Origin of the sequence: Vibrio sp. Vb0304, from assembly GCF_033338995.1 — a bacterium.
Lineage (GTDB): Bacteria > Pseudomonadota > Gammaproteobacteria > Enterobacterales > Vibrionaceae > Vibrio > Vibrio alginolyticus.
The window spans coordinates 1-20,345 of record NZ_JAWOTT010000008.1; the positions used below are offsets into that span (position 1 = coordinate 1).

19 protein-coding genes are annotated in these 20,345 nt (G+C 44.5%); 7 read left to right on the top strand and 12 right to left on the bottom strand.

Going from position 1 to position 20,345, the window contains the following annotated elements; all coding sequences use genetic code 11:
- Positions 1-396: 396 nt before the first annotated feature.
- Positions 397-1,269 (bottom strand): Tim44 domain-containing protein, encoded by an 873-nt coding sequence (locus R7P35_RS12015; RefSeq protein ID WP_005384268.1) that lies wholly within the window; start codon positions 1,267-1,269, stop codon positions 397-399.
- Positions 1,270-1,661: 392 nt separating this feature from the next.
- Between R7P35_RS12015 and R7P35_RS12020 the strand changes: the two genes are divergently transcribed.
- The 3 genes from R7P35_RS12020 to R7P35_RS12030 all read left to right on the top strand — a co-directional run bounded on the left by R7P35_RS12020 (position 1,662) and on the right by R7P35_RS12030 (position 5,184).
- Positions 1,662-2,252 (top strand): TetR/AcrR family transcriptional regulator, encoded by a 591-nt coding sequence (locus tag R7P35_RS12020; RefSeq protein WP_005382308.1) that lies wholly within the window; start codon positions 1,662-1,664, stop codon positions 2,250-2,252.
- A 13-nt stretch (positions 2,253-2,265) separates the two neighbouring features.
- On the top strand, positions 2,266-4,140 hold the full coding sequence (locus tag R7P35_RS12025) for an MFS transporter (RefSeq protein ID WP_025766947.1): 1,875 nt from the start codon (positions 2,266-2,268) through the stop codon (positions 4,138-4,140).
- Positions 4,141-4,254: 114 nt separating this feature from the next.
- Complete coding sequence (locus tag R7P35_RS12030) at positions 4,255-5,184, top strand: YeiH family protein (RefSeq protein WP_104975977.1); 930 nt, start codon at positions 4,255-4,257, stop codon at positions 5,182-5,184.
- On the opposite strand, the gene R7P35_RS12035 is transcribed toward R7P35_RS12030, so the two are convergent.
- The 7 genes from R7P35_RS12035 to R7P35_RS12065 all read right to left on the bottom strand — a co-directional run bounded on the left by R7P35_RS12035 (position 5,181) and on the right by R7P35_RS12065 (position 12,692).
- A complete protein-coding gene (locus R7P35_RS12035) occupies positions 5,181-5,369 on the bottom strand; it encodes a hypothetical protein (protein WP_005382314.1) in 189 nt (62 codons plus the stop codon). The genes R7P35_RS12030 and R7P35_RS12035 overlap by 4 nt on opposite strands.
- A 100-nt stretch (positions 5,370-5,469) precedes the next feature.
- Complete coding sequence (gene menE / locus R7P35_RS12040) at positions 5,470-6,897, bottom strand: o-succinylbenzoate--CoA ligase (protein WP_104975976.1); 1,428 nt, start codon at positions 6,895-6,897, stop codon at positions 5,470-5,472.
- Positions 6,882-7,871, bottom strand: coding sequence for an o-succinylbenzoate synthase (menC, locus tag R7P35_RS12045; RefSeq protein WP_064367948.1), 990 nt, complete (start codon positions 7,869-7,871; stop codon positions 6,882-6,884). Before menC ends, menE begins: the two co-directional genes overlap by 16 nt.
- 125 nt (positions 7,872-7,996) lie before the next feature.
- A complete protein-coding gene (gene menB, locus R7P35_RS12050; RefSeq protein ID WP_104975975.1) occupies positions 7,997-8,863 on the bottom strand; it encodes a 1,4-dihydroxy-2-naphthoyl-CoA synthase in 867 nt (288 codons plus the stop codon).
- Positions 8,856-9,683, bottom strand: a complete 828-nt coding sequence (gene menH / locus R7P35_RS12055; protein WP_042524030.1) for a 2-succinyl-6-hydroxy-2,4-cyclohexadiene-1-carboxylate synthase — start codon at positions 9,681-9,683, stop codon at positions 8,856-8,858. Before menH ends, menB begins: the two co-directional genes overlap by 8 nt.
- On the bottom strand, positions 9,670-11,388 hold the full coding sequence (gene menD / locus R7P35_RS12060; RefSeq protein WP_053303261.1) for a 2-succinyl-5-enolpyruvyl-6-hydroxy-3-cyclohexene-1-carboxylic-acid synthase: 1,719 nt from the start codon (positions 11,386-11,388) through the stop codon (positions 9,670-9,672). Before menD ends, menH begins: the two co-directional genes overlap by 14 nt.
- Positions 11,385-12,692 carry an isochorismate synthase MenF gene (locus R7P35_RS12065; protein WP_053303262.1) on the bottom strand — a complete coding sequence of 436 codons (1,308 nt, stop codon included), beginning with the start codon at positions 12,690-12,692 and terminating at the stop codon, positions 11,385-11,387. The genes menD and R7P35_RS12065 overlap by 4 nt, the downstream gene beginning before the upstream one ends.
- Before the next feature lie 217 nt (positions 12,693-12,909).
- Here R7P35_RS12065 and R7P35_RS12070 point away from each other — a divergent pair, with 217 nt between their 5' ends.
- The 3 genes from R7P35_RS12070 (at position 12,910) to R7P35_RS12080 (ending at position 16,137) form a co-directional block, all read left to right on the top strand.
- Positions 12,910-14,124: a pyridoxal phosphate-dependent aminotransferase gene (locus R7P35_RS12070; protein WP_005384283.1), complete on the top strand. Its 1,215-nt coding sequence runs from the start codon at positions 12,910-12,912 to the stop codon at positions 14,122-14,124.
- Between the two features lie 90 nt (positions 14,125-14,214).
- Positions 14,215-14,799 carry a 5'-deoxynucleotidase gene (yfbR, locus tag R7P35_RS12075; protein WP_213904752.1) on the top strand — a complete coding sequence of 195 codons (585 nt, stop codon included), beginning with the start codon at positions 14,215-14,217 and terminating at the stop codon, positions 14,797-14,799.
- Positions 14,800-14,814: 15 nt separating this feature from the next.
- The gene (locus R7P35_RS12080; RefSeq protein ID WP_213904753.1) at positions 14,815-16,137 is read left to right on the top strand and encodes an anti-phage deoxyguanosine triphosphatase; all 1,323 of its coding nucleotides are present in this window, start codon (positions 14,815-14,817) and stop codon (positions 16,135-16,137) included.
- Between the two features lie 6 nt (positions 16,138-16,143).
- Here R7P35_RS12080 and R7P35_RS12085 read toward each other — a convergent pair whose 3' ends face one another.
- Entirely contained in the window at positions 16,144-16,758 is a 615-nt protein-coding gene (locus R7P35_RS12085; RefSeq protein WP_104975974.1) for a tRNA-uridine aminocarboxypropyltransferase, read from the bottom strand.
- Between the two features lie 3 nt (positions 16,759-16,761).
- On the opposite strand from R7P35_RS12085, the gene rrtA reads away from it, so the two are divergent.
- A complete protein-coding gene (rrtA, locus tag R7P35_RS12090; protein WP_005382331.1) occupies positions 16,762-17,313 on the top strand; it encodes a rhombosortase in 552 nt (183 codons plus the stop codon).
- Positions 17,314-17,411: 98 nt separating this feature from the next.
- Here rrtA and R7P35_RS12095 read toward each other — a convergent pair whose 3' ends face one another.
- From R7P35_RS12095 to R7P35_RS12105, 3 genes are all read right to left on the bottom strand, one after another.
- Positions 17,412-17,696 carry a ComEA family DNA-binding protein gene (locus tag R7P35_RS12095; protein ID WP_031777211.1) on the bottom strand — a complete coding sequence of 95 codons (285 nt, stop codon included), beginning with the start codon at positions 17,694-17,696 and terminating at the stop codon, positions 17,412-17,414.
- A gap of 254 nt (positions 17,697-17,950) precedes the next feature.
- Positions 17,951-19,810 carry a peptidylprolyl isomerase gene (gene ppiD, locus R7P35_RS12100; protein ID WP_005382334.1) on the bottom strand — a complete coding sequence of 620 codons (1,860 nt, stop codon included), beginning with the start codon at positions 19,808-19,810 and terminating at the stop codon, positions 17,951-17,953.
- Between the two features lie 201 nt (positions 19,811-20,011).
- Positions 20,012-20,284 (bottom strand): HU family DNA-binding protein, encoded by a 273-nt coding sequence (locus tag R7P35_RS12105; RefSeq protein WP_005382341.1) that lies wholly within the window; start codon positions 20,282-20,284, stop codon positions 20,012-20,014.
- Between the last annotated feature and the right edge of the window lie 61 nt (positions 20,285-20,345).

Genomic DNA, 20,345 nt, shown 5'->3' on the forward strand with positions numbered 1-20,345 from the left:
CTACAATCAAAAATTGCAACGCAGTTATCGAGTATTTTAACAAGCTAGAATGACCAGTTATTTACTACGATTGGTATAACCTATACTCAATCTCACTAAAGCAACCAACCCCATGTGAAACTCCACAAACAAAAGGCTGAGGAGCAGATCTTTACCCTACAAACAATGTACTAGCTATTTTGATTTTGTTAGTTCGTATGGCCTTAATATGAATGTTCAATATAAATAGGAAAACACTTGAGGACTTACTAGAAAAAGTGGGCTCGCAAAATTACCAAACGGACTCAATTAGTGATGTTTGCATAAAAACACGTACAAGAAATATAAATGATAGATACAAAAAATCCCGCAGGGGATGCGGGATTTTTACTAGTGACTAAATTGGTTTAAAGGTGACTAGCCTTGAATACCAACGATTAACCATGGCGCATTAGGCGCAGTCAAGTCACGCTCTAGGTGCCAGATATCTTCGATTTCTTCTTCAACACCTTCTACTGTGTCACGGTAACGACCGCTAAACTGCAGACTAAGCTGTGCTTTATTTGCATCGTAATCAGCACGGACGATCTCCGCATCAACGTACATTACGTCAGTATGCTGCTCACCGTCGAGCTTCGCGCGCTCTGCTTTTAGGTCTTCAAACAAGCTTGGAGAAACATATTCTTCAATAGTTTCTAGCTGGTTGTGATTCCACGCACCTTGCAGGATTCGATAGTGTTCACGAGAACCATTAATGAACGCTGCTTGGTCAAAACCCGGTGGGTAGTTATGTGGTACGTCTGTTTGAGCGCCAAAACCACCAAAGCCACCATTATTTGTGTTTGGTTGTTGCTCAAAGTTTTGCATGTTTGGTTGCTCAAACTTAGATGCGTTGCCACCAAATGCAGGCTGTTGACGATGCTGGTTCATACTGCCCTGCTTCGCACCTAGCATACCGCGCATTAGTTTAAAGATGACAAAGGCAATCAAACCAATAATTAGGATATCCATAAACTGGATACCTTCAAAAGCACCGCCAAAGAATGCAGCAAGTAGACCACCAGCAAGAAGTCCGCCTAGCAGCCCCCCCATAAGGCCTTTCTTACTTGAAGACTTTGTCGTCTGATCTTTGCCGACCGTATTGGTGTTTTGTTGCTGTTGTTTCGGTGCTGGTGCAGTTTTGTAGCTCTTACCGAAAGACTTACTGCCACCAAACTTCTTCGCTTCCGCGATAGGCGTTACAGCAACAGTAAACATCAATAAAGCAACAATAGAAAATAAACGTTTCATCGTTATCCTTAAAGTTAGCTATCTAAGATAGTGCCCCATTTTCAAGACGAAACAATCGTTGTTTCAAACAGTAGCACGCCAAAGATGATTTTTAAGTCATCATACTCTGTATACCGATTGATGAAAATAGCTTATAGAAGCTGACATGTATCAGAATATTGCCAAAAATGCAGACTGCTCACACTGCTTACAATTCAGCTGAAGGCGCTTGATCAATGTAAAAAAAGTATGGAATAAGTTCACTAATACTCCAGATTGTTTTACTTGAATTAGAATCAGTGACACAGCTCAGAATCCTACACCTTGAGGGCACTTGGACACATTGCCTTGTTGACGGTTAATAGGTAGCTGACTATCATATTGAACGATGTTCAATAAAGTAGTTTGAGAGTATGGCGCGCAGAAACGATCACACCCGAGAAGAGTTAGTGAATTTGACCTTAACAACGGTCAAAAACTTTTTAGATGAGAATTCTTACCACGAACTCAGTCTTCGTAAAATCGCTAACATGATTGGTTACGTGCCAAGCACATTGGTAAATGTTTTTGGTAATTATAATTTGTTGTTGCTTCATGTTGTCGCTCAAACTTTAGATGAGTTATCTCAAGAAGCACGCAAAGCGACTAATGACAGCAAAGACTCCCATCAAGCGCTTTTTGAACTCGCTTATTGCTACCACGATTTTGCTCAAAAACACCCATACCGTTGGCAGTTAGTGTTCGAACACAACATGAATGGAGCAGAACTTCCGGAATGGCATGCCAAACGTATCGATGGTATGACGGGAATGCTAGAGTCACTATTGGCTCAAATCGCACCACATCGTACTGAATCCGAAGTGATTCAAGCGAGTCGAGTCCTTTGGTCTGGCGTACATGGCATTACTTTACTCAGTGTTGATGATAAGTTTTTCTCTAGTGAACCGATTGATGGCAAAGAATTGATCAGTAATCTTCTTTCTAACTACCTCACGAACTGGTAACAAAGGATTATCCATGTCATCCGACAGACAGCCGTCCTTACTTACGCAGAGAAAGTTCCTGCCCTATTTCATTACTCAGTTTTTTGGCGCTTTCAACGACAATATTTTTAAAAACGTTTTGCTGTTGTTTGTCGCATTCGCTGGCTCCAGTGCACTACCTATTTCGAGCAATTTGTTCATCAACCTTGCGGCAGGCTTGTTCATTCTACCGTTCTTTCTGTTCTCTGCTTCCGCTGGCGTATTAGCCGACAAATATGAAAAGTCATGGTTTATTCGTAAGGTCAAACTATTTGAAATAGCCATCATGCTGTTAGGTGCCATCGGATTCATAACCGAAAGTTATGGTGTGCTTTTATTGCTACTGTTTTTAATGGGCACACAGTCAGCATTTTTTGGCCCAGTTAAATATGCCCTTTTGCCTCAAAAGTTAAATGCTAAAGAGTTAGTGCCCGGCAACGCTCTTGTTGAAGCTGGTACCTTTATCGCCATCCTTATTGGCACCTTAGGCGCTGGGATTATAGCCTCTGCAGACAACGCAAAATACCTCGCCGCATTTTGTGTCGTGATCTTCGCATTGTTAGGCTACTTGTCGAGCCGCTCAATCCCCTTTGCTGCAGCCAGCGCACCCAATCTCTCTTTTCGTTGGCAACCATACAAGCAAACCAAACACACGCTCTCTATCGCCAAATCCGATCGAGTTGTTTTTCAATGCATAATGGCAATAAGCTGGTTTTGGTTTTTAGGCGCCGCATATCTAACACAATTCCCGAATTTCACTAAGATTTACCTAAATGGCACCGAGAGTGCGGTGTCTTTCTTGCTCGCTCTATTTTCCATTGGTATCGCGCTAGGGTCGCTACTTTGCAATTGGATCTCAAACCATCGTATCGAAGTCGGTATTGTGCCAATTGGTGCCTTTGGCATTACGGTATTTGGGTACCTAATGGCCACTTCCATTCCCAATGATCTACCTGTTTTCCATAACTTTGTAGACTTCTTTAGATATGAGCCTTTTTGGCCATTATTTTTCTACCTATTGATGATTGGCGCTTCGGGCGGTTTGTTTATCGTGCCTCTTTACGCATTAATGCAGCATCGAGCAAAGGAAACCGAACGTGCTCAAGTCATCGCAGGGCTCAATATCTTTAACTCTCTGTTTATGGTCGGCAGCGCTGTCTTAGGTATTGTGTGCTTAAGTGTAATCAAGATGACAATTCCTCAGCTGTTTGCATTGTTAGCCATTTTAAATTTCTTAGTCGCAGCTTACATCTTTTTGCAAATTCCTATTTTTGTAGTTCGCTTTGTCATGTGGATGCTTACGCACACCATCTATCGAGTTAAGCATAAGAATCTACACAACCTACCCGAGCATGGTGGGGCATTAATTGTATGTAATCATGTAAGCTACATGGATGCATTGCTACTTAGTGCAGTATGCCCAAGGTTGATTCGTTTTGTGATGGAGGAAGATTACGCCAACCTACCTCCATTAAGGCGCTTTTTACGTCGAACTGGGGTAATTCCAATTTCAGCGAGTAACAGAAGCTCTATCAGACGTGCATTTAACGATGTGGAAGCCGCGCTAAGCGAAGGTCATATCGTCTGTATTTTCCCTGAAGGAAGATTAACTTCAGATGGTGAAATGAATGAATTCATGCGCGGTATTGATATCATTCTACGTCGTAGCCCAGTACCCGTCATACCTGTTGCACTTAAAGGCTTATGGGGAAGCTATTTCAGCCGCGCAAAAGGTCGCGCATGCTGTGGCTTACCGACTCGATTTTGGTCAAAGCTAGAAATAGAGGCAGGACAACCGGTGCCACCAAATGAAGCAACGGCAAAAACAATGTTCGATAAAGTGCATCAACTCAGAGGCGACTGGCGATAAATACACTTGAACACATGTTTAGGATAACTGAACATGTGTTCAAATCATTAAGACAAACTGACCACACCCAGTGCGATATACTCTCCCTTTCATTCACAACAGCGAATAAAAACCTTGAATAGAAACTACCTCCTGTTTGGATTGGCGTTACTTTTTTGTTTAACCCCCCTTGCCTCCTCTCCCATTGCTCTAGTTATCGGTGTTCTACTCGCAAGTTTTGGTTTTGTGCCTTCCGAGCTGCCCATCGCTTCTTTTACTAAAAAGCTGCTGTCTTATTCGATTATTGGCTTAGGCTTTGGCATCAACTTCGAGCAAGCGCTTGCAGTCACATCGGATGGTATCGGCCTGATCATCGCCACTATTACAGGCACACTGCTCATGGGCACTCTCATTGCCAGGGTAATTAAATTGGAGCGAGTAACCGCTTACTTAATCTCATCAGGTACTGCAATTTGTGGTGGTAGCGCAATTGCTGCTGTGGCACCGGCGATTAAAGCGAAAGACGAGCAGATTGGATTAGCACTGGCAACGGTATTTGTCCTGAACTCCATTGCACTCTTTGTGTTTCCTGTGATTGGACATGCTTTAGGGCTAGATCAACACACGTTTGGCACATGGGCTGCGATTGCCATTCATGACACATCTTCTGTTGTCGGGGCTGCCTCGGCCTATGGGGAAGAAGCGCTAACTACGGCAACAACATTGAAACTCGCGCGCGCTTTATGGATCATTCCTGTTGCTTTGATCAGTGCCGTCATCTTTTCAAGAGGCCAAAAAGAGAATGGAAAGAAAAAACTAGCTATCCCTTATTTCATTTTTTGGTACTGTGCAGCTATCGCGTTTAGCGACTTCTTTCCTCAATTTGAAATGGTCTATCACGGCATTTTCATTGGAGCAAAGCAAGCATTGGTTGTATGTCTGTTCTTGATAGGTTGCAGCATTTCAATTTCAAAACTAAAGTCTGCTGGAGCTAAGCCACTGTTGTTTGGTGTGACTCTGTGGGTGCTAATTTCGACCACTTCTCTAAGTTGGTTACTGTTTTAGATATTGGTGGTCTGCTTATCGCGTTGAGGGGACGGCATTTCCCGTTTGCTATTTTTGTATATAACGACCAACGCAATAGCGATCAAAAATGCCGTTAGCTCTGCAAGAGAGCGGGCTAGCCCTTCACTACTTATCGCGATACCAATTTGTAGTGCTACTGCCGCAATTAAAACTAGCTTTGCCATCCTGAACCTTATGCATTTTATCTCCACGAAGAAGCATAATTATGATTCAGAGTTATAAGGATACGAAATTCTCTTTATGACTAATACATAGCAAAATTGACTAATGCTGAAGTGATGACAGCAGCCACTCTTTCACGGCCTTACGTGAAATTTTGATCCCACCTTCTAGTAGAGTTAGTGGCATTACATGGTATTCCACTGGCCATTTAAACTTCTCTAACTTTGATTGCAAGTGCTGGTCATACTCCGACTTGCTGCGCAATCCATTGGTCTGAATCACAGCTACTGGTCTATGACCAAACTCCGCGTCTTCGACTGGAACCACTATACTCTGCACTACACCATCAATTTGGTTCAAAGCGGCTTCAATCTCTTCACAATGGATATTCTCACCACCAGAGATAAACTGATTGTCGGCACGGCCGATTATCTTTAATTCATCACCTTGCCACTCGCCAAGATCTTTGCTGTCAAACCAGCCTTTCTCATCCAGAAATGGGGTAACATGTCCTTGATGGAAATACCCTGCCGCTAATGTCTTACCGCCAACAAAAATGCGTTGGTCAACTAATTTTATCTTACGGTGCTTCAATACATGTCCAGCATTACTGGTGCTGTCAATTCTCTTTGCGGTAACGGTAGAGGCCGCCTCCGTCATCCCATAACCTAACCACGTCTCAATGCCTTGCCCTGATGCTCGTAGTGCCAACTCATGATCAACGTGACTGCCGCCCAGTAGCACATGTGTCAATGACAAATGTGCATCATCATCCAATAACCGTTTGAGCTGAGTCGCAACCAAAGAAGCGTGTGATACGCCCTGAACATCATCAACAAGTTTCCCTGAACCGACTTTTAGTGTTGCTCCGACATATAGCCAACGATAGACAATCGCTAATCCAGAGACGTGATACAGCGGAAGCGATAACAGCCAAGCATCTTGCTGAGTGAAAATGAACTCCTGCAACAAGCCCTCTGCAGACGCAAGATGCTGTCGATGTGTATGAACCACAGCTTTAGGCTCCCCTGTAGAGCCAGAAGTAAATACTACTGAAGCGAGCCGGTCATGATGATAGCTATCTTCAGTCAACGAATCACTCTCTTGCTGTGATACTACAGGCGATGAAAGCAATGTTGCCTTGAGTTTTTGTATATCATGTTCAGAAAAGGTCGAAGCGCACTCCTGAGAAAACCAGATAAACCGAGTTTGATCAGGCCTGTAAAGTGTAGCAAGCTTACCCTGCAACTTATCTAGTGGTTGTTCCATGGTCAGCGCAGCGAGCGCACCTAACTGTTTGGAGGCAAGATAAAACAACAGTGTTTCTACTTGGTTCTTGCCAACCAAAGTCAGCACATCCCCCCGAGTTACACCCAAGTCATTCAAATAGTGAGTGTATTGGTCAATACGCTTCGAGAGTTGTTGCCAGTTTAATACTTCTGTTGATGTCTTGAGTGCAATAGAAAAAGGGCTCGTTTGAGCCCAATATTTCCATGGTGCCTTCGCAATATTGTCTACGCAGAATGCCACACAATCTCCTGGTCTTTTAGAGGAAGAACGGGAAGTTCACACTTAGGCCAGCCCTGCTCTAGCTGAGCTTTGAGTAAGCCAATCGTATCCAAACCTGGAACTTCATCAGGCAGCTGCCATTGGGCAAAGCGCGCTAATTGAGTTAAACCGAGACTGGATTCAATGCTCGAGCTAATCACTGCTTTCATCCCCAGTGACTTCGCTTTCTCTATCAGTGTAATACAAAAATCCACTGAACCAATGAGTGTGGGTTTGATGATGATCGTTTTCACACCAGTTAGATCTTCAAGACGGAAATCTTCACGACGAACCGCATCTTGCAATGTTTCATCCCAAGCGATAGCAATACCAGTATTAATCGCAAAAGAGAGACTATCGCCAGGAGAGCGGCACGGCTCTTCTAGAAACGTGATTCGTTGACGCAGAGACGGAGCAATGTACTTAGCGAACTGCTGCGCTTTTTCTGGTGTCCAAGCGCGATTGGCATCGAGTCGAAGCGTTAATTGAGGGATTGATTCAAGAAAAAGGTTCACAAGCATGCCATCGCGAATTGGCTCATAAAGTCCAACTTTCACCTTAGCGACTTTCTCACCTTCCATTTCGTTCAGCTTTGGAATGAGCTCATCTGGGTCGCCAGTGCATAGTGGCGCTGTTTGGTATTTACCTTGTTGTGGTAAGCCACCAGCTAATTCAAGCTGTGCCATCGATAAACCAAACGCAACCGACGGGTACATCTTGGCATAATCCACATCCAACTCTGCTACCCAACGCTCCGCCTGTTCTTGTAGCTGAACACCCGCATCTTCGGTGCTCTCTAAGCTAAAACCAGGAAGAGGAGCGACTTCTCCAAGCCCTGTTTTACCATCTTCGGAAAGCGCAACAACATAACCAACACGTTCGGTTAGCTTGTTGTCACGTAGGATGACACCACTATCCATGGGCAAGCTATAACGATAAATTTTCGCTTCACGCATAATTCAAGTCCTATGTAATGCCGTATATTTGAGCGTTCTGACGAGCAATCCCACCAGCCTCCCAGAGGGCGAGGCGCTCAGGAAAAAAGGAACAGAGGAGCTAACACGCTCCTCATTTAGACGGATTATGGGTTGCGAGGGAATTTATCGAAGTCTGGGCGACGCTTCTCGTTAAAGGCATTACGACCTTCTTGGCCTTCATCAGTCATGTAGAACATCATCGTTGCGTTACCCGCTAGCTCTTGCAGACCCGCTTGACCATCACAATCTGCGTTTAATGCAGCTTTCAGGCAGCGCAATGCCATTGGGCTGTGCTGTAGTACTTCACGACACCAACGAACGGTTTCTTTCTCTAGATCCGCTAGTGGTACAACTGTGTTTACTAGGCCCATGTCTACCGCTTCTTGAGCATTGTAGAAACGACATAGGAACCAAATTTCGCGAGCTTTCTTTTGGCCTACGATACGAGCCATATAAGATGCGCCCCAACCGCCGTCAAATGAACCCACTTTAGGGCCTGTTTGACCAAATTGAGCGTTGTCAGCTGCAATTGTTAGATCACACATCATATGCAGTACATGACCACCGCCAACAGCCCAACCAGATACCGATGCGATCACTGGTTTTGGACAAGTACGAATATCGCGTTGGAAGTCCAATACGTTGAGGTGATGTGTGCCTTGGTCGTCTTTATAGCCGCCGTAGTCGCCACGGATCTTCTGGTCGCCGCCAGAACAGAATGCGTCTTCACCTAGACCTGTCAGAATGATCACGCCAACACCAGAGTCGTAACGCGCATCTGCCAACGCATCAATCATCTCTTTTACCGTTTGAGGACGAAACGCGTTACGCACTTGAGGACGCGCAATGGTGATTTTCGCGATACCATCTTCAGACTTATGGTAATGAATGTCCTCGTATTTCTCGCCGCAATCTTTCCATTGAACCGGAGCGTAAAGTTCTTCTTCAGAAATGCCTACTGTTTTAGCCATGGTGATTCCCATTGTTCTCGTTACTCTCACCAAAGTGAGACTGAATTATTTGCTTGGTATGTATCGCAAACTGTTTGGGCTGCTCTTGATGGACGTTATGACCAGCGCCTTCAACTTGTCGATACGCCAACCCGCTACGTTGTGCCAGTTGGCTAAATTTTTGGTCTTTCTCACCACACAAGTAATACACTGGTATGTTCTGCTTTTGCAGTGAGGGCAACAAATATGCCTGTTTGGCTAACGATGTCGCCATCAACATATTCGCCACCGCTGAGCCAAGATTATCACTTCGCTTCGCAATGAATGTTTGTCTTTGCTCATGGTTTAGTGAAGAAAACACCGCTTGTTGGTACCAATCGTTCAAAACACGTTCAAGTGGTTCAGTTTTGAAACGCATTGCCCAGCGAGCATCATTCTCTAATCTCACCTGTTTCTCTGACTCAGTTTGAAGCCCGAAGTTTCCCCCTTCAATAATCGCGCCTGCAATATTGAGCTCTGGAAAGCATTGATGGGCAATACCATGCATCGCAATGCGGCCGCCCATAGAGTATCCAATCAAAATAAGTGGTTGTTGTGAGGGAAATAATAAAGATAGTGTGGAACCAAGAAGTTTGCAGCAATCATTTAAATCGCAGCAAAAAATAGATTGGCTGCGTCCGTGACCAGGAAGGTCAACCGTAACACGCTCATATTCGGGTAATGCATTTAAACACGCGAGCCAATCGGCACCGCTACCGAGTAAGCCATGCAAAAACACCAAAGTGGGCAACGTTCTACTTTGGTGTTTTTCTAATACAGGGAAACGTTCAAAGTAAAGCATTCAGACTCTTATTAAATGCCTTGAGTGTCTCAGCTGCTTGGTTAGATGGGGTTTGAACCTCGACCAGCAACGTTCCTTGGCCGTGACATAAATGCTCTTTTACAGATGATTGGAATTGCTCCAGTGTAGAAACATGCAAATACGCCAAACCAAACTGCTTTGCCGCGTGTTCAAACTGATAACCATGAGGCATTTGATAATATGTCGTCCTGCGCTCTGGTGGTACTGGCAACATATCAAAAATCGCACCGCCGTCATTATTGGTAACAACAAGTACCGCCGGCAGTTTATTGTGAGAAAATAGCGCCAGAGAATTGAGATCATAAAGTGCTGCTGTGTCACCGATATACATCAGTAACGGATTACCTCTTGCCCGTTGCACGCCTGATGCTGCAGCAAACAAACCGTCAATCCCTGACGCGCCTCGATTAGTGAAAACCTCTACACCATCCAATTTTCCGTACATATCGACAAGCCGAACAAACAAGCTATTACCCAAGAAAACATCTACGTTCTTTGTGCGCTCGTTGATGTCTGCTGCCAACGCAATTTCGTCAATGGCAGACGCTGAATCAGATAGGAAGGCTTCTTCGATACGTTGATGAACTCGCTTAACGTCATTCGCTAACCTATCAGCCCACCCAGCAAATATTGACTTCTCAAAACTAATGCGAGAAACCCACGTTTTAGGAGGCTCAACCCAGTGCATTTGCGCCAGATGATTTTGGTTATTCCGGTCCATACAAGGTGAGACATACCAATACTGAACGTCTTTACTTTGTTGATTTTTCGATACTTGTTTATCAATCCATTGGTTCAAACGTTTGGAGATGATTCGGCTACCAAATTGGATAATAAGTTCACAAGATTCAAGCTCGTTTGCAAACTCGGGAAGTTGAAGCCATACATCGTAATACGCCCAATCCGAACTGAGGCCACTTTGCGGGTCTGCAAGTACTGGCCATCCCATCTTTTGTGCAAATGCCTGCGCCGAACGCGCTTGTTCAAGCGGTAAGCTGCCAATCACAACCAAGCCTTTTTTGTCCGAAAAAGGCGGGATGTTCGCCTGTGACAAATGGCTAAAACGCTGAGTATAAGTGCCGCTTCCTTTTCGCCATCCGGCGACCGAATCTAAGTAGGTTTGATAATCCGCTTTTGCGCCGTTGGAATACAAAGGCTCTGGAAATGCACAATTAATATGAACAGCACTACCCTGCAATTGCTGAGTAAACATCACTTCGTCAACAGAGGTCAGCAACCAGTTAAGCGACGTTGCTAAATTTGGGCTTGGTAAATTCAAACTGGCCGAGACATGATGTGAAAAAATACCCAATTGATTTATCGCTTGGTTTGCACCACAGCCGACAAGTTCTACTGGACGATCTGCTGTCAGCAGCACCAGTTTTTCACCAGTAAGTTTGGCTTCGGCAACCGACGGTAATAGGTTCGCCACTGCCGTACCAGAGGTAACGATAATTGCCACTGGCTCCTGAGTAGCTTTCGCTAAACCAAGAGCCATAAAGCCCAGTCCACGCTCATCAAAATGAGTATGAATGGAAAAGTCGGACTGTTCTGCCGCTTCTAAAGTTAAAGGAGTAGAACGAGATCCGGGAGCGATACAAACATGCTTAACGCCAAATCGCTGAAGCTCAATCAATATGGTTTCTGACCAAACTCGATTGAGCACCGCTTGGTCATGACTCATGATGCGACTCCCAATGGCGGATGATCAGAAATCAGCGTAAGTAACGTCGACATTTTCTTATCAAGTTCTGCCCACTCATGTTCTGCCACAGAACCAGGCACAATCCCTGCGCCCGCAAACAGTTGTACTTGATCACCGAGCACAAGCGCGCTTCTGATTGCGACACAAAACTCTGCTCGTTCATGGCTTATATAACCCATTGACCCCGCGTACCAGCCGCGTGCAAAGGGCTCATTATCAAGAATAAACTGCATGGACTCTTGTCGGGGTAAGCCAGCAACCGCCGCTGTTGGCTGAAGCGCCGATAACAACTGAACACCATTTATCCCCGCTCTTAGACTAGCGTGAATATTTCGCTTAAGGTGCTGCACTTTTCGTAGTCTGACCAAACTCGGTTCAGCTTCCACTTCAACCATTTCAGAATGCGGTAATAGACGATCAATGATGTCGTCCACCACATACTGGTTTTCGTTGAGGTTCTTTTGGTCTTGGGATAACCAATTCGCCAACTCCATATCTTGAGTGGCATTGTCTCCCCGACCAATCGTACCTGCTAACGCTTCGGTATGTAGCTCATGCCCTACGCGAGAATACAAACGTTCTGGCGTAGACCCCATAAAACTGTGCTTACTGTCTAAGCTCAGCATGAAATGGAAGCTATGATGGTTATTTAAGTAACTTGCTTTAAGTAGCTGTGCAGCACTTAATGTGTTATCAAGCTGCACGGTAGAGCGACGCGCTAAAACCACTTTCTTAAAATCATCATTCTCTATACCAGTCAGAACCTTATGAACTAACTCATTCCATTGAGGCTGACTTGGCGTGTGAACAATAGAGCGGATGTGAGACGAAATTGGAGCTAAGGCCGCGACCTCACAAACCAGTTTATTCAACCCAGCTAGAGTTCGCGCTTTGTCTTCTGAAATATTAACTGCGAGAGACCACTGTTGGTCAAAACGAATTAACTCAATTTGAGGCAAAAAGAAAAAAGAAGGCATACAGCGACGATTCTTCTCATGCTGTCCATCAAAAGAGCGCCCGCCCCAGACTCTTTGCCCTTCACCTAGAATGGTATAAGCAGGACCTGGCTCAACAAAAGCGTGCAATTGCCCTAGTGCAACGACCTCTTCACGTGTATCGCGGGACTGCCAATAAAACTTAGGGAAAAGTGGTTGTGCATCAAGCCAATCAATAAATGAGAAATTAGGTTTCTCGCTAAGGGGCTCGACCAGACGTGTTTGATTGCCTTCCGATTGCTGAACTCGCTCGATAATTCTCTTTACGGCTTGATGGAACTGTGACAAATCAACCTCGTTGTATGTGAGGATAAATGGTAACTGACGGCTACTCTAAGTTTAGACCCAAAGCAAATCAAGGTCGTATGCGATCTTTTGCGAAATCCTGTGATAGCAAGCGAGCAAAACTTAACCAGCAGACAGATTATTTACAGATATATATTCTAATAAAAAACAAATTATTGTATTTTAATAAAGAAATTAACGAATTTTTAGGAATTAAACAATGCAAAATATCGGGATGTCGTCAAAACTCGACAATGTCTGCTACGACATTAGGGGTCCTGTACTCAAACATGCTAAGCGCATGGAGGAAGAAGGGCATAAAATCCTAAAGCTAAACATTGGTAACCCTGCCCCATTTGGTTTTGACGCCCCTGATGAGATTTTAGTCGACGTGATTCGTAATCTGCCGACTTCTCAAGGCTATTGTGATTCCAAAGGTATTTACTCTGCTCGTAAAGCTGTGGTCCAACACTATCAGCGTAAAGGTATACGCTCGCTAGATGTCGAAGATGTGTATGTAGGTAACGGCGTGTCTGAGTTGATCGTAATGGCCATGCAAGCGCTATTAAACAATGGCGACGAAATGCTGATCCCAGCACCAGACTATCCGTTATGGACAGCTTCAGTTGCACTATCTGGTGGTAAGCCGGTTCATTATCTATGTGATGAAGAGGCTGACTGGTACCCAGACCTTGAAGACATCAAAAAGAAAATCACACCAAAGACACGTGGCATTGTTCTGATCAACCCGAACAACCCGACAGGTGCGGTATACAGCCGTGACTTCCTACTTGAAGTGATTGAGATCGCACGCCAGCACAAACTGATCATTTTCGCAGATGAGATCTACGACAAAGTGTTGTACGACGGTGCAACACATACCTCAGTCGCCACACTCACTGAAGACGTGCTAGTCATGACATTCAATGGCCTTTCAAAAGCCTACCGTGTTTGTGGTTTCCGTGGTGGCTGGATGTTCCTAACGGGGCCTAAACATCTGGCTCAAGGGTACGTGAATGGCTTGGAGCTGCTTTCATCGATGCGTTTATGTGCAAACGTACCAATGCAACATGCCATTCAAACCGCGTTAGGTGGATACCAGAGTATCAATGAACTGATTTTACCAGGCGGACGCTTATTAGAGCAGCGCAACCGAGCGTATGAACTGATCAATCAGATTCCTGGTGTTTCTTGTGTCAAACCTAAGGGTGCGATGTACCTCTTCCCGAAAATCGACACTAAAATGTACAACATCAAGAACGATCAGCAGATGGTTTTAGATTTCTTAAAACAAGAGAAGGTCTTACTGGTGCAAGGTTCCGGTTTTAACTGGCCAAAACCAGACCACTTCCGCATCGTGACACTACCGCACGTTGAAGATCTAGAAATCGCTATTGGACGTTTTGAAAGATTCCTATCAACCTACAGCCAGTAATGAATCACTGGTAGTAATTAGTGCTGATCTCTCATATGCTTAGAGGAACTCCTAGTGAGTTCCTTTTTTACACCAGAAACGGAGAAAGCCATGAAAGAAAGCCATTTTTTCGCCCACCTGGCTCGAATGAAGCTGATCCAACGCTGGCCTTTAATGCGGTCCGTCTCACCAGAAAACGTTTCAGAGCATAGCTTACAAGTTGCTTTTGTCGCTCATGCCCTTGCCCTAATTAAAAACAAAAAGTTCGGCGGCAACCTTAATCCAGAACGCATCGCTATTCTTGCCATGTACCATGATTCCAGTGAAGTATTAACGGGTGATCTTCCAACTCCAGTGAAGTATTACAACCCTGAAATTGCCAAAGAATATAAGAAGATAGAATCGGCAGCGGAACAAAAATTACTCTCAATGTTACCGGAAGAGTTCCACGATGATTTTGCCCCCTATCTTCTTTCTCACTCTGCACACGAAGAGGACGCAAAAATCGTTAAGCAAGCCGATTCCATCTGTGCCTATTTAAAATGTCTTGAAGAACTAAGCGCCGGCAACCATGAGTTCGCTCTGGCAAAAAAACGCTTAGACGTCACTTTGCAAGAACGCAGAACGCCTGAAATGGATTACTTTCTCGATACCTTTGCCCCAAGTTTCGAATTATCGTTAGATGAAATCAGTTAGCTTACGGAGATAATCGTGTCGTTTGAATTACACCCGCAATGGCAAGAGCGCCATGATGATGAGCATAAAATCCGTCGAGACGACCATCGGAGCCCGTACCAACGAGACCGAGCGCGCATTCTTCACTCGGCTGCATTTCGACGCCTACAAGCAAAAACCCAAGTACACGGCAATAGCTTGGAAGACTTTCACCGCAGTCGGTTAACACACTCCTTAGAAGCGTCGCAACTAGGGACAGGTATCGTCGCCCAGTTAAAGAAAAAACAGCCAGAGTTCCGTGATCTATTACCATCAGACAGCTTAATTGATTCATTATGTTTGGCGCACGACATCGGGCATCCTCCATACGGTCATGGGGGAGAAGTCGCTCTAAACTACGTAATGCGCGAACATGGCGGCTTCGAGGGGAACGCCCAAACCTTTCGTATCGTCACTAAGTTAGAGCCTTATACCGAGCATTTCGGAATGAATTTATCACGCCGCACACTGCTTGGTTTGATTAAGTACCCAGCCCTCATTAGTCAAACACGCTCCGTCAAGTTGCCTCAACCAGCCGAGCATCAACGTAAACTAAAAGCAAAAGATTGGAGCCCAGCTAAAGGCATTTATGATTGTGATAAAGACTTATTTTATTGGGTAATTGCACCGCTTTCTGACAACGACAAGGCATTGCTTAGTCTGATGCGTTCAACGCCAGAATCGGAGTTTGAGCACAGTAAAACACGTTTTAAATCACTCGATTGCTCAATCATGGAGCTAGCAGATGATATCGCCTACGGTGTTCATGATTTAGAAGATGCAATCGTACTTGGTATGGTGACACGTCAGCAATGGCAAGAAGGCGCAGCAAGTCAATTAGCGGACTGTGGCGACCCGTGGTTTGAAGCTCATATCGATTCCATCGGACAGATGCTATTTAGCGGTAAGCACCATGAGCGGAAAGATGCCATCGGTGGTATGGTTAACGCGCTACTGACCAGCATTTCAATCAAAACGGTGGATGAGCCGTTTAATAACCCGTTACTGTCTTGGAATGCGTGTTTAGAACCACAGATGGCACGTGCACTTGACGTACTCAAGCACTTTGTCAGCACCTTCGTTATCCAAGTCCCGCAGGTCCAGATCGTTGAGTATAAGGGTCAGCAAATTATTATGGATATTTTTGAAGCGTTAACAGCAGACCCAGAGCGATTACTACCCGTTCATACAAAAGATCTGTGGTGTCAGGCGAAGAGCGAGAGCAATAAGATGAGGGTCATCGCCGATTATATTTCTGCAATGACCGATGGTCACGCGCAAAAGCTACACCGCCAACTTTTCTCTTCCATCGTTCTTTAGTAACACTCAACCTTTCAAGTAATTCTTTTCAAAAACGCCCGGAGGCATCTGGGCGATTTGGAATTCGATCATATTTTCAAAGGCACGCATCAGCGGTGTAAAGTCTCGCTCGGGTTCAAGCAAGCGAAGCGAATGATAACCAGCCTCGACTGTCGATAAGCTATTCTCAGAGGGCGCCTTACGAATGGTGTAGTGCCCTTGTAGTTGCTTAGGCAACTGCACGGTTGGGAGTGGATGTAAGTTGCTTGAGAGTTGCCACATTTTGTACGCTTTTTTCCACGTACCATCGAGCAAAATCAAACGTATTTTCTTAGATACACTATGACTCGCTTGAGTGATTTCAGAAATGCATCGTGACTCTTCTGATGGGTAAAGAACAAAATGTTGATATGACTCATCCGCTAATAAGTGATTTAAGGCATCATCACAAGAAAAGTCCTCTCCTATCAAACAAATACAGTTATCTAAACTCAAATTGAGAATCCGTGCCGTACCAAGCGGACGATGTTCTTCACTCGTGTGCTGAAGAATGATAAGTTCTACCTCGCTTGCCAGCGGTACAATCCATTGGCAAATACACGCTTTTTGCGATTTTCCACAACGAGAACAATAACGAGACATAGAGTGAACCTTTATACCTTGCTGAGTATTATCAGCGTGATCTGTTTGATACTTCAATTTGAACCAATGGCCAGCCTAACCGAGTGGCACAGCTACAATATACGCCATGGTGAATGGTGGCGAATCGTAACAGGAAATCTCACACATACCAACTTTGCGCACTTAGGAATGAACCTCGCCGGATTGTGGATCATTACTTTTATTTTTCGTCCAAGCACTCGTAACTTCCTTATCGTTTTTTCAATCTTATGTGCATGTGTTGGTGCGTTGAATTTGTTTACCAACATGTCGGTATACGTGGGTTTATCCGGCGTATTACACGGATTGTTTGGATTTTGGGCGCTCAGAGAAGTCTTTGAAAGCAGAAGAAGCAGTGTGTTGTTAGTCGGAGGGCTAATTGCCAAAGTAGCATGGGAGCAGGTCTATGGCCCATCAAGCAGTACTGCTGAACTTATCGGTGCAAACGTTGCTATTGATGCTCATATGTTTGGCGCACTCGGTGGGTTAGTGATGGCTTTACTGGAAAAAGGCCTTCGCCGTCGTTTATTCGGATAAAAAATCCCGAACCACGAAAGAGGGGCTGGTTCGGGAAAGCAGTAATAGGGAAGCAGATATTGTTCTGAATTCAGACTCAATATCTGCAATACATCAAGCTACAGTAAAATGCGGTCTTCGTTTTTCTTAACTGTCGCTTCACCAATGCCTTTTACGCTCTTCAAATCTGCTGCCGTTTTAAAAGGGCCATGTTCCTCGCGGTAGTCCACTATACTCTGCGCTTTCTTCTCACCTATACCTTTCAACATGGTCGCAATTTCTTCAGCAGTGGCCGTGTTGATATTTACAGTAATTTCAATTCCTTCATATTTGTCAGTGGCTGAATCCGCAGCCATGCTAAAAGGTGCAAAAACAAATAAGCACAATGTCAAAATCCATTTCATATTGAACATACAATCTCCAAAATAGTAGGCTAAAAACAGTCATCGAGAGCGAGTCACTATCAAGTTTGCAATGAAAGCAATATGGTTATGCATTTAACAAACTGAGATGACCCGGAATTCACAACGGCCGCTATCACTTAAACGCGCACTAATTTAAGTAATGCCTATTGATGATTGAAGTTCATAAAGACAAAAATAAAACGGACCGCTTATGCGGTCCGTTTTATTCAACATACAAATTACACTAATTGTGCTTAGTTGCTCACAACAAAGTACTCAATGTCAGTATTTGCACGCAGTACGGCTAGTACAGATGATAAGTCTTGCTGAGAAGATGCACGCTGCATTTGCATCGCAACTTGATCTTCTAACTCACTATCTAGCTCTGCGTTTACAGCATCAAGCTCGATGATAATGATGTTACCTTCAAGATCTTTAGACTGACCGTATACTGGTTTACCATCGACTGGTTTTGCCATCGCGAATACCGTTGTTGCCAACGGAGAACGACGATCTACTGTCTCTTGTTCACCAAAGGCAAGATTGTTTTCAGCAAGCACGTTCGTCTTACCTTCTTTCAATGCCGCAACGACTTGTGTTCCAAGCTCCATCGCTTCTTGCTCACCTTTAACACGAGATAGCTCTGCAACAACCTGATCTTTCACTTCTTCTAGTGGAAGAACTGTCTCGTCACGCGCATCTTCAACACGAACAACGATAATATGCTCAGGCGCAACTTCGATAGCTTCAGAGTTTAGGCCATCTTCTTTAACTTCAGGACTTAGGATAGCTTGCATTACAGCAGGGCTACGAAGCACTTCAGGTGCATCAACCTGAGAAATAAAGTCCGTTGTCTTCACTTCTTGGTTAACCGCTTGAGAAGCATCATACAATGAGTCTGGGTATTCAAACGCTACGCGCTCAAGCTCATTTTGCAACTCGTAGAATTGATCGATCGCTTGTTGGTCGACCATCTCTTGTTTGATTTCAGCAGCGACTTCTTCAAATGGCTTCGCCACAGAATCTTTTAGCTCTTCAAGCTTGATAATGTGATAGCCAAAGTCCGACTTTACTAGACCCGACGTATCGCCAGGATTCTTCAGTGCGAATGCCGCTTCTTCAAAAGCAGGGTCCATCACATCACGCTCAATCCAACCTAGGTCACCACCGTTTTCAGCGCTGCCAAAATCGTCAGATTTCTCTTGAGCAAGCGTCGCAAAATCTGCACCCGCGTTTAGCTCATCTAGGATAGCTTGCGCTTTTGCTTCATCGTCCCCTTCTACAAGAATGTGAGCGACACGTCGTTGCTCTTCTGAAGAGTATTTGTTTAAGTGCTCGTCGTAGTACTTTTTCACCTCAGCATCAGAAACATTAACTTGTTCCTTTAGCGCTTCAGCTGACAGTTCGATGTAAGAGACTTTAACCTGCTCTGGGCGTGTAAAGTTGTCTGGGTTTGCTTTGTAGTACTCTTGAATTTCTTCGTCGGTCAATTCAATATTTTTCGCAAACTCCGCTAAGTCGATCTGAATCGTGCGAATATCACGAGTTTGAGTGAACAGCTTGCCTTCTGCTTGTACTTCACCCGGCAGAATAAATTCACTGTTTTGTAGCGCATTCAGCAGTTGCTCACGAACCAATTCACGACGCATGTACTCAGCAAAAGAGTCTGGCGAAAAGCCTGCACGACGCAAAGAAGCTTGATAGATCTCTTGATCAAACTGACCATTAGATTGGAACTGAGGCATGTCTAGAATCATGCTACGCACTTGAGTGTCGCTGATTCGCAGACCCAAAGCTTCAGCTTGTTGGTCAAGCAACACGTCATTGATCATTCGATCTAAAACGGATTTGCGGAAAGATTCAACATATGCAGGGTCAGCCAGCATTTGAGAGAAGTAGTCACCCAACTGAGCTTGCATACGGTTACGCTCATTTTGGTATGCCATCTCGAACTCACCACGAGGAATCTCAGTGTTACCGACTTTCGCTGCAGAGTTGTTGCTACCACCAACGATGTAGCTACCTACACCTGCAAATACGAAAGACAGGATGATAAGTCCAAGGATAATTTTGACCGCGATGCTATTCACGCCTTCGCGTAGTCGATCCATCATAATTTAACTGCTCTCCACAATTGAAGCCTACTGCTTCTATCTAATAGAAATAATGGCGCAATAATATCAGAAAAAGAAATGCGCATCAGTATGATGCGCATAATTTAAGAAAGTTCGGCTCGAAGTTTGTAAATTTTTGTTCGAAACTTATTGTTTGAGCAAAAGTTAAGCAAATGGCCGGTTACAGAAATAACGCCGTGATTAGTTACAAGCGTCTTTCAGTGCTTTACCAGCTTTGAAAGCTGGTACTTTTGCTTCTGCGATTTGGATTTCTTCACCAGTTTTTGGGTTACGACCAGTACGTGCAGCACGAGTACGAACGCTGAATGTACCAAAGCCAACTAGAGCGACTTGATCACCAGATTGAAGAGTTCCGCTTACTGCTTCGATGAATGCATCTAGAGCACGACCCGCTGACGCTTTAGAAATATCTGCATTTTCTGCGATTTGTTCTACTAACTGAGTTTTATTCACTGTAATTTCCCCTTTGTGTCATCTGTGATTATTTTTGTGATGACTTTCGTTCCATTGTTAA

Excerpts from the sequence above, each read along its gene's own strand:
- R7P35_RS12015 (WP_005384268.1), bottom strand. The coding sequence starts at position 1,269 with ATGAAACGTTTATTTTCTATTGTTGCTTTATTGATGTTTACTGTTGCT.
- R7P35_RS12020 (WP_005382308.1), top strand. The coding sequence starts at position 1,662 with ATGGCGCGCAGAAACGATCACACCCGAGAAGAGTTAGTGAATTTGACC.
- R7P35_RS12025 (WP_025766947.1), top strand. The coding sequence starts at position 2,266 with ATGTCATCCGACAGACAGCCGTCCTTACTTACGCAGAGAAAGTTCCTG.
- R7P35_RS12035 (WP_005382314.1), bottom strand. The coding sequence starts at position 5,369 with ATGGCAAAGCTAGTTTTAATTGCGGCAGTAGCACTACAAATTGGTATC.
- menC (WP_064367948.1), bottom strand. The coding sequence starts at position 7,871 with ATGCGTGAAGCGAAAATTTATCGTTATAGCTTGCCCATGGATAGTGGT.
- menB (WP_104975975.1), bottom strand. The coding sequence starts at position 8,863 with ATGGCTAAAACAGTAGGCATTTCTGAAGAAGAACTTTACGCTCCGGTT.
- menH (WP_042524030.1), bottom strand. The coding sequence starts at position 9,683 with ATGCTTTACTTTGAACGTTTCCCTGTATTAGAAAAACACCAAAGTAGA.
- menD (WP_053303261.1), bottom strand. The coding sequence starts at position 11,388 with ATGAGTCATGACCAAGCGGTGCTCAATCGAGTTTGGTCAGAAACCATA.
- R7P35_RS12070 (WP_005384283.1), top strand. The coding sequence starts at position 12,910 with ATGCAAAATATCGGGATGTCGTCAAAACTCGACAATGTCTGCTACGAC.
- yfbR (WP_213904752.1), top strand. The coding sequence starts at position 14,215 with ATGAAAGAAAGCCATTTTTTCGCCCACCTGGCTCGAATGAAGCTGATC.
- R7P35_RS12085 (WP_104975974.1), bottom strand. The coding sequence starts at position 16,758 with ATGTCTCGTTATTGTTCTCGTTGTGGAAAATCGCAAAAAGCGTGTATT.
- R7P35_RS12095 (WP_031777211.1), bottom strand. The coding sequence starts at position 17,696 with ATGAAATGGATTTTGACATTGTGCTTATTTGTTTTTGCACCTTTTAGC.
- ppiD (WP_005382334.1), bottom strand. The coding sequence starts at position 19,810 with ATGATGGATCGACTACGCGAAGGCGTGAATAGCATCGCGGTCAAAATT.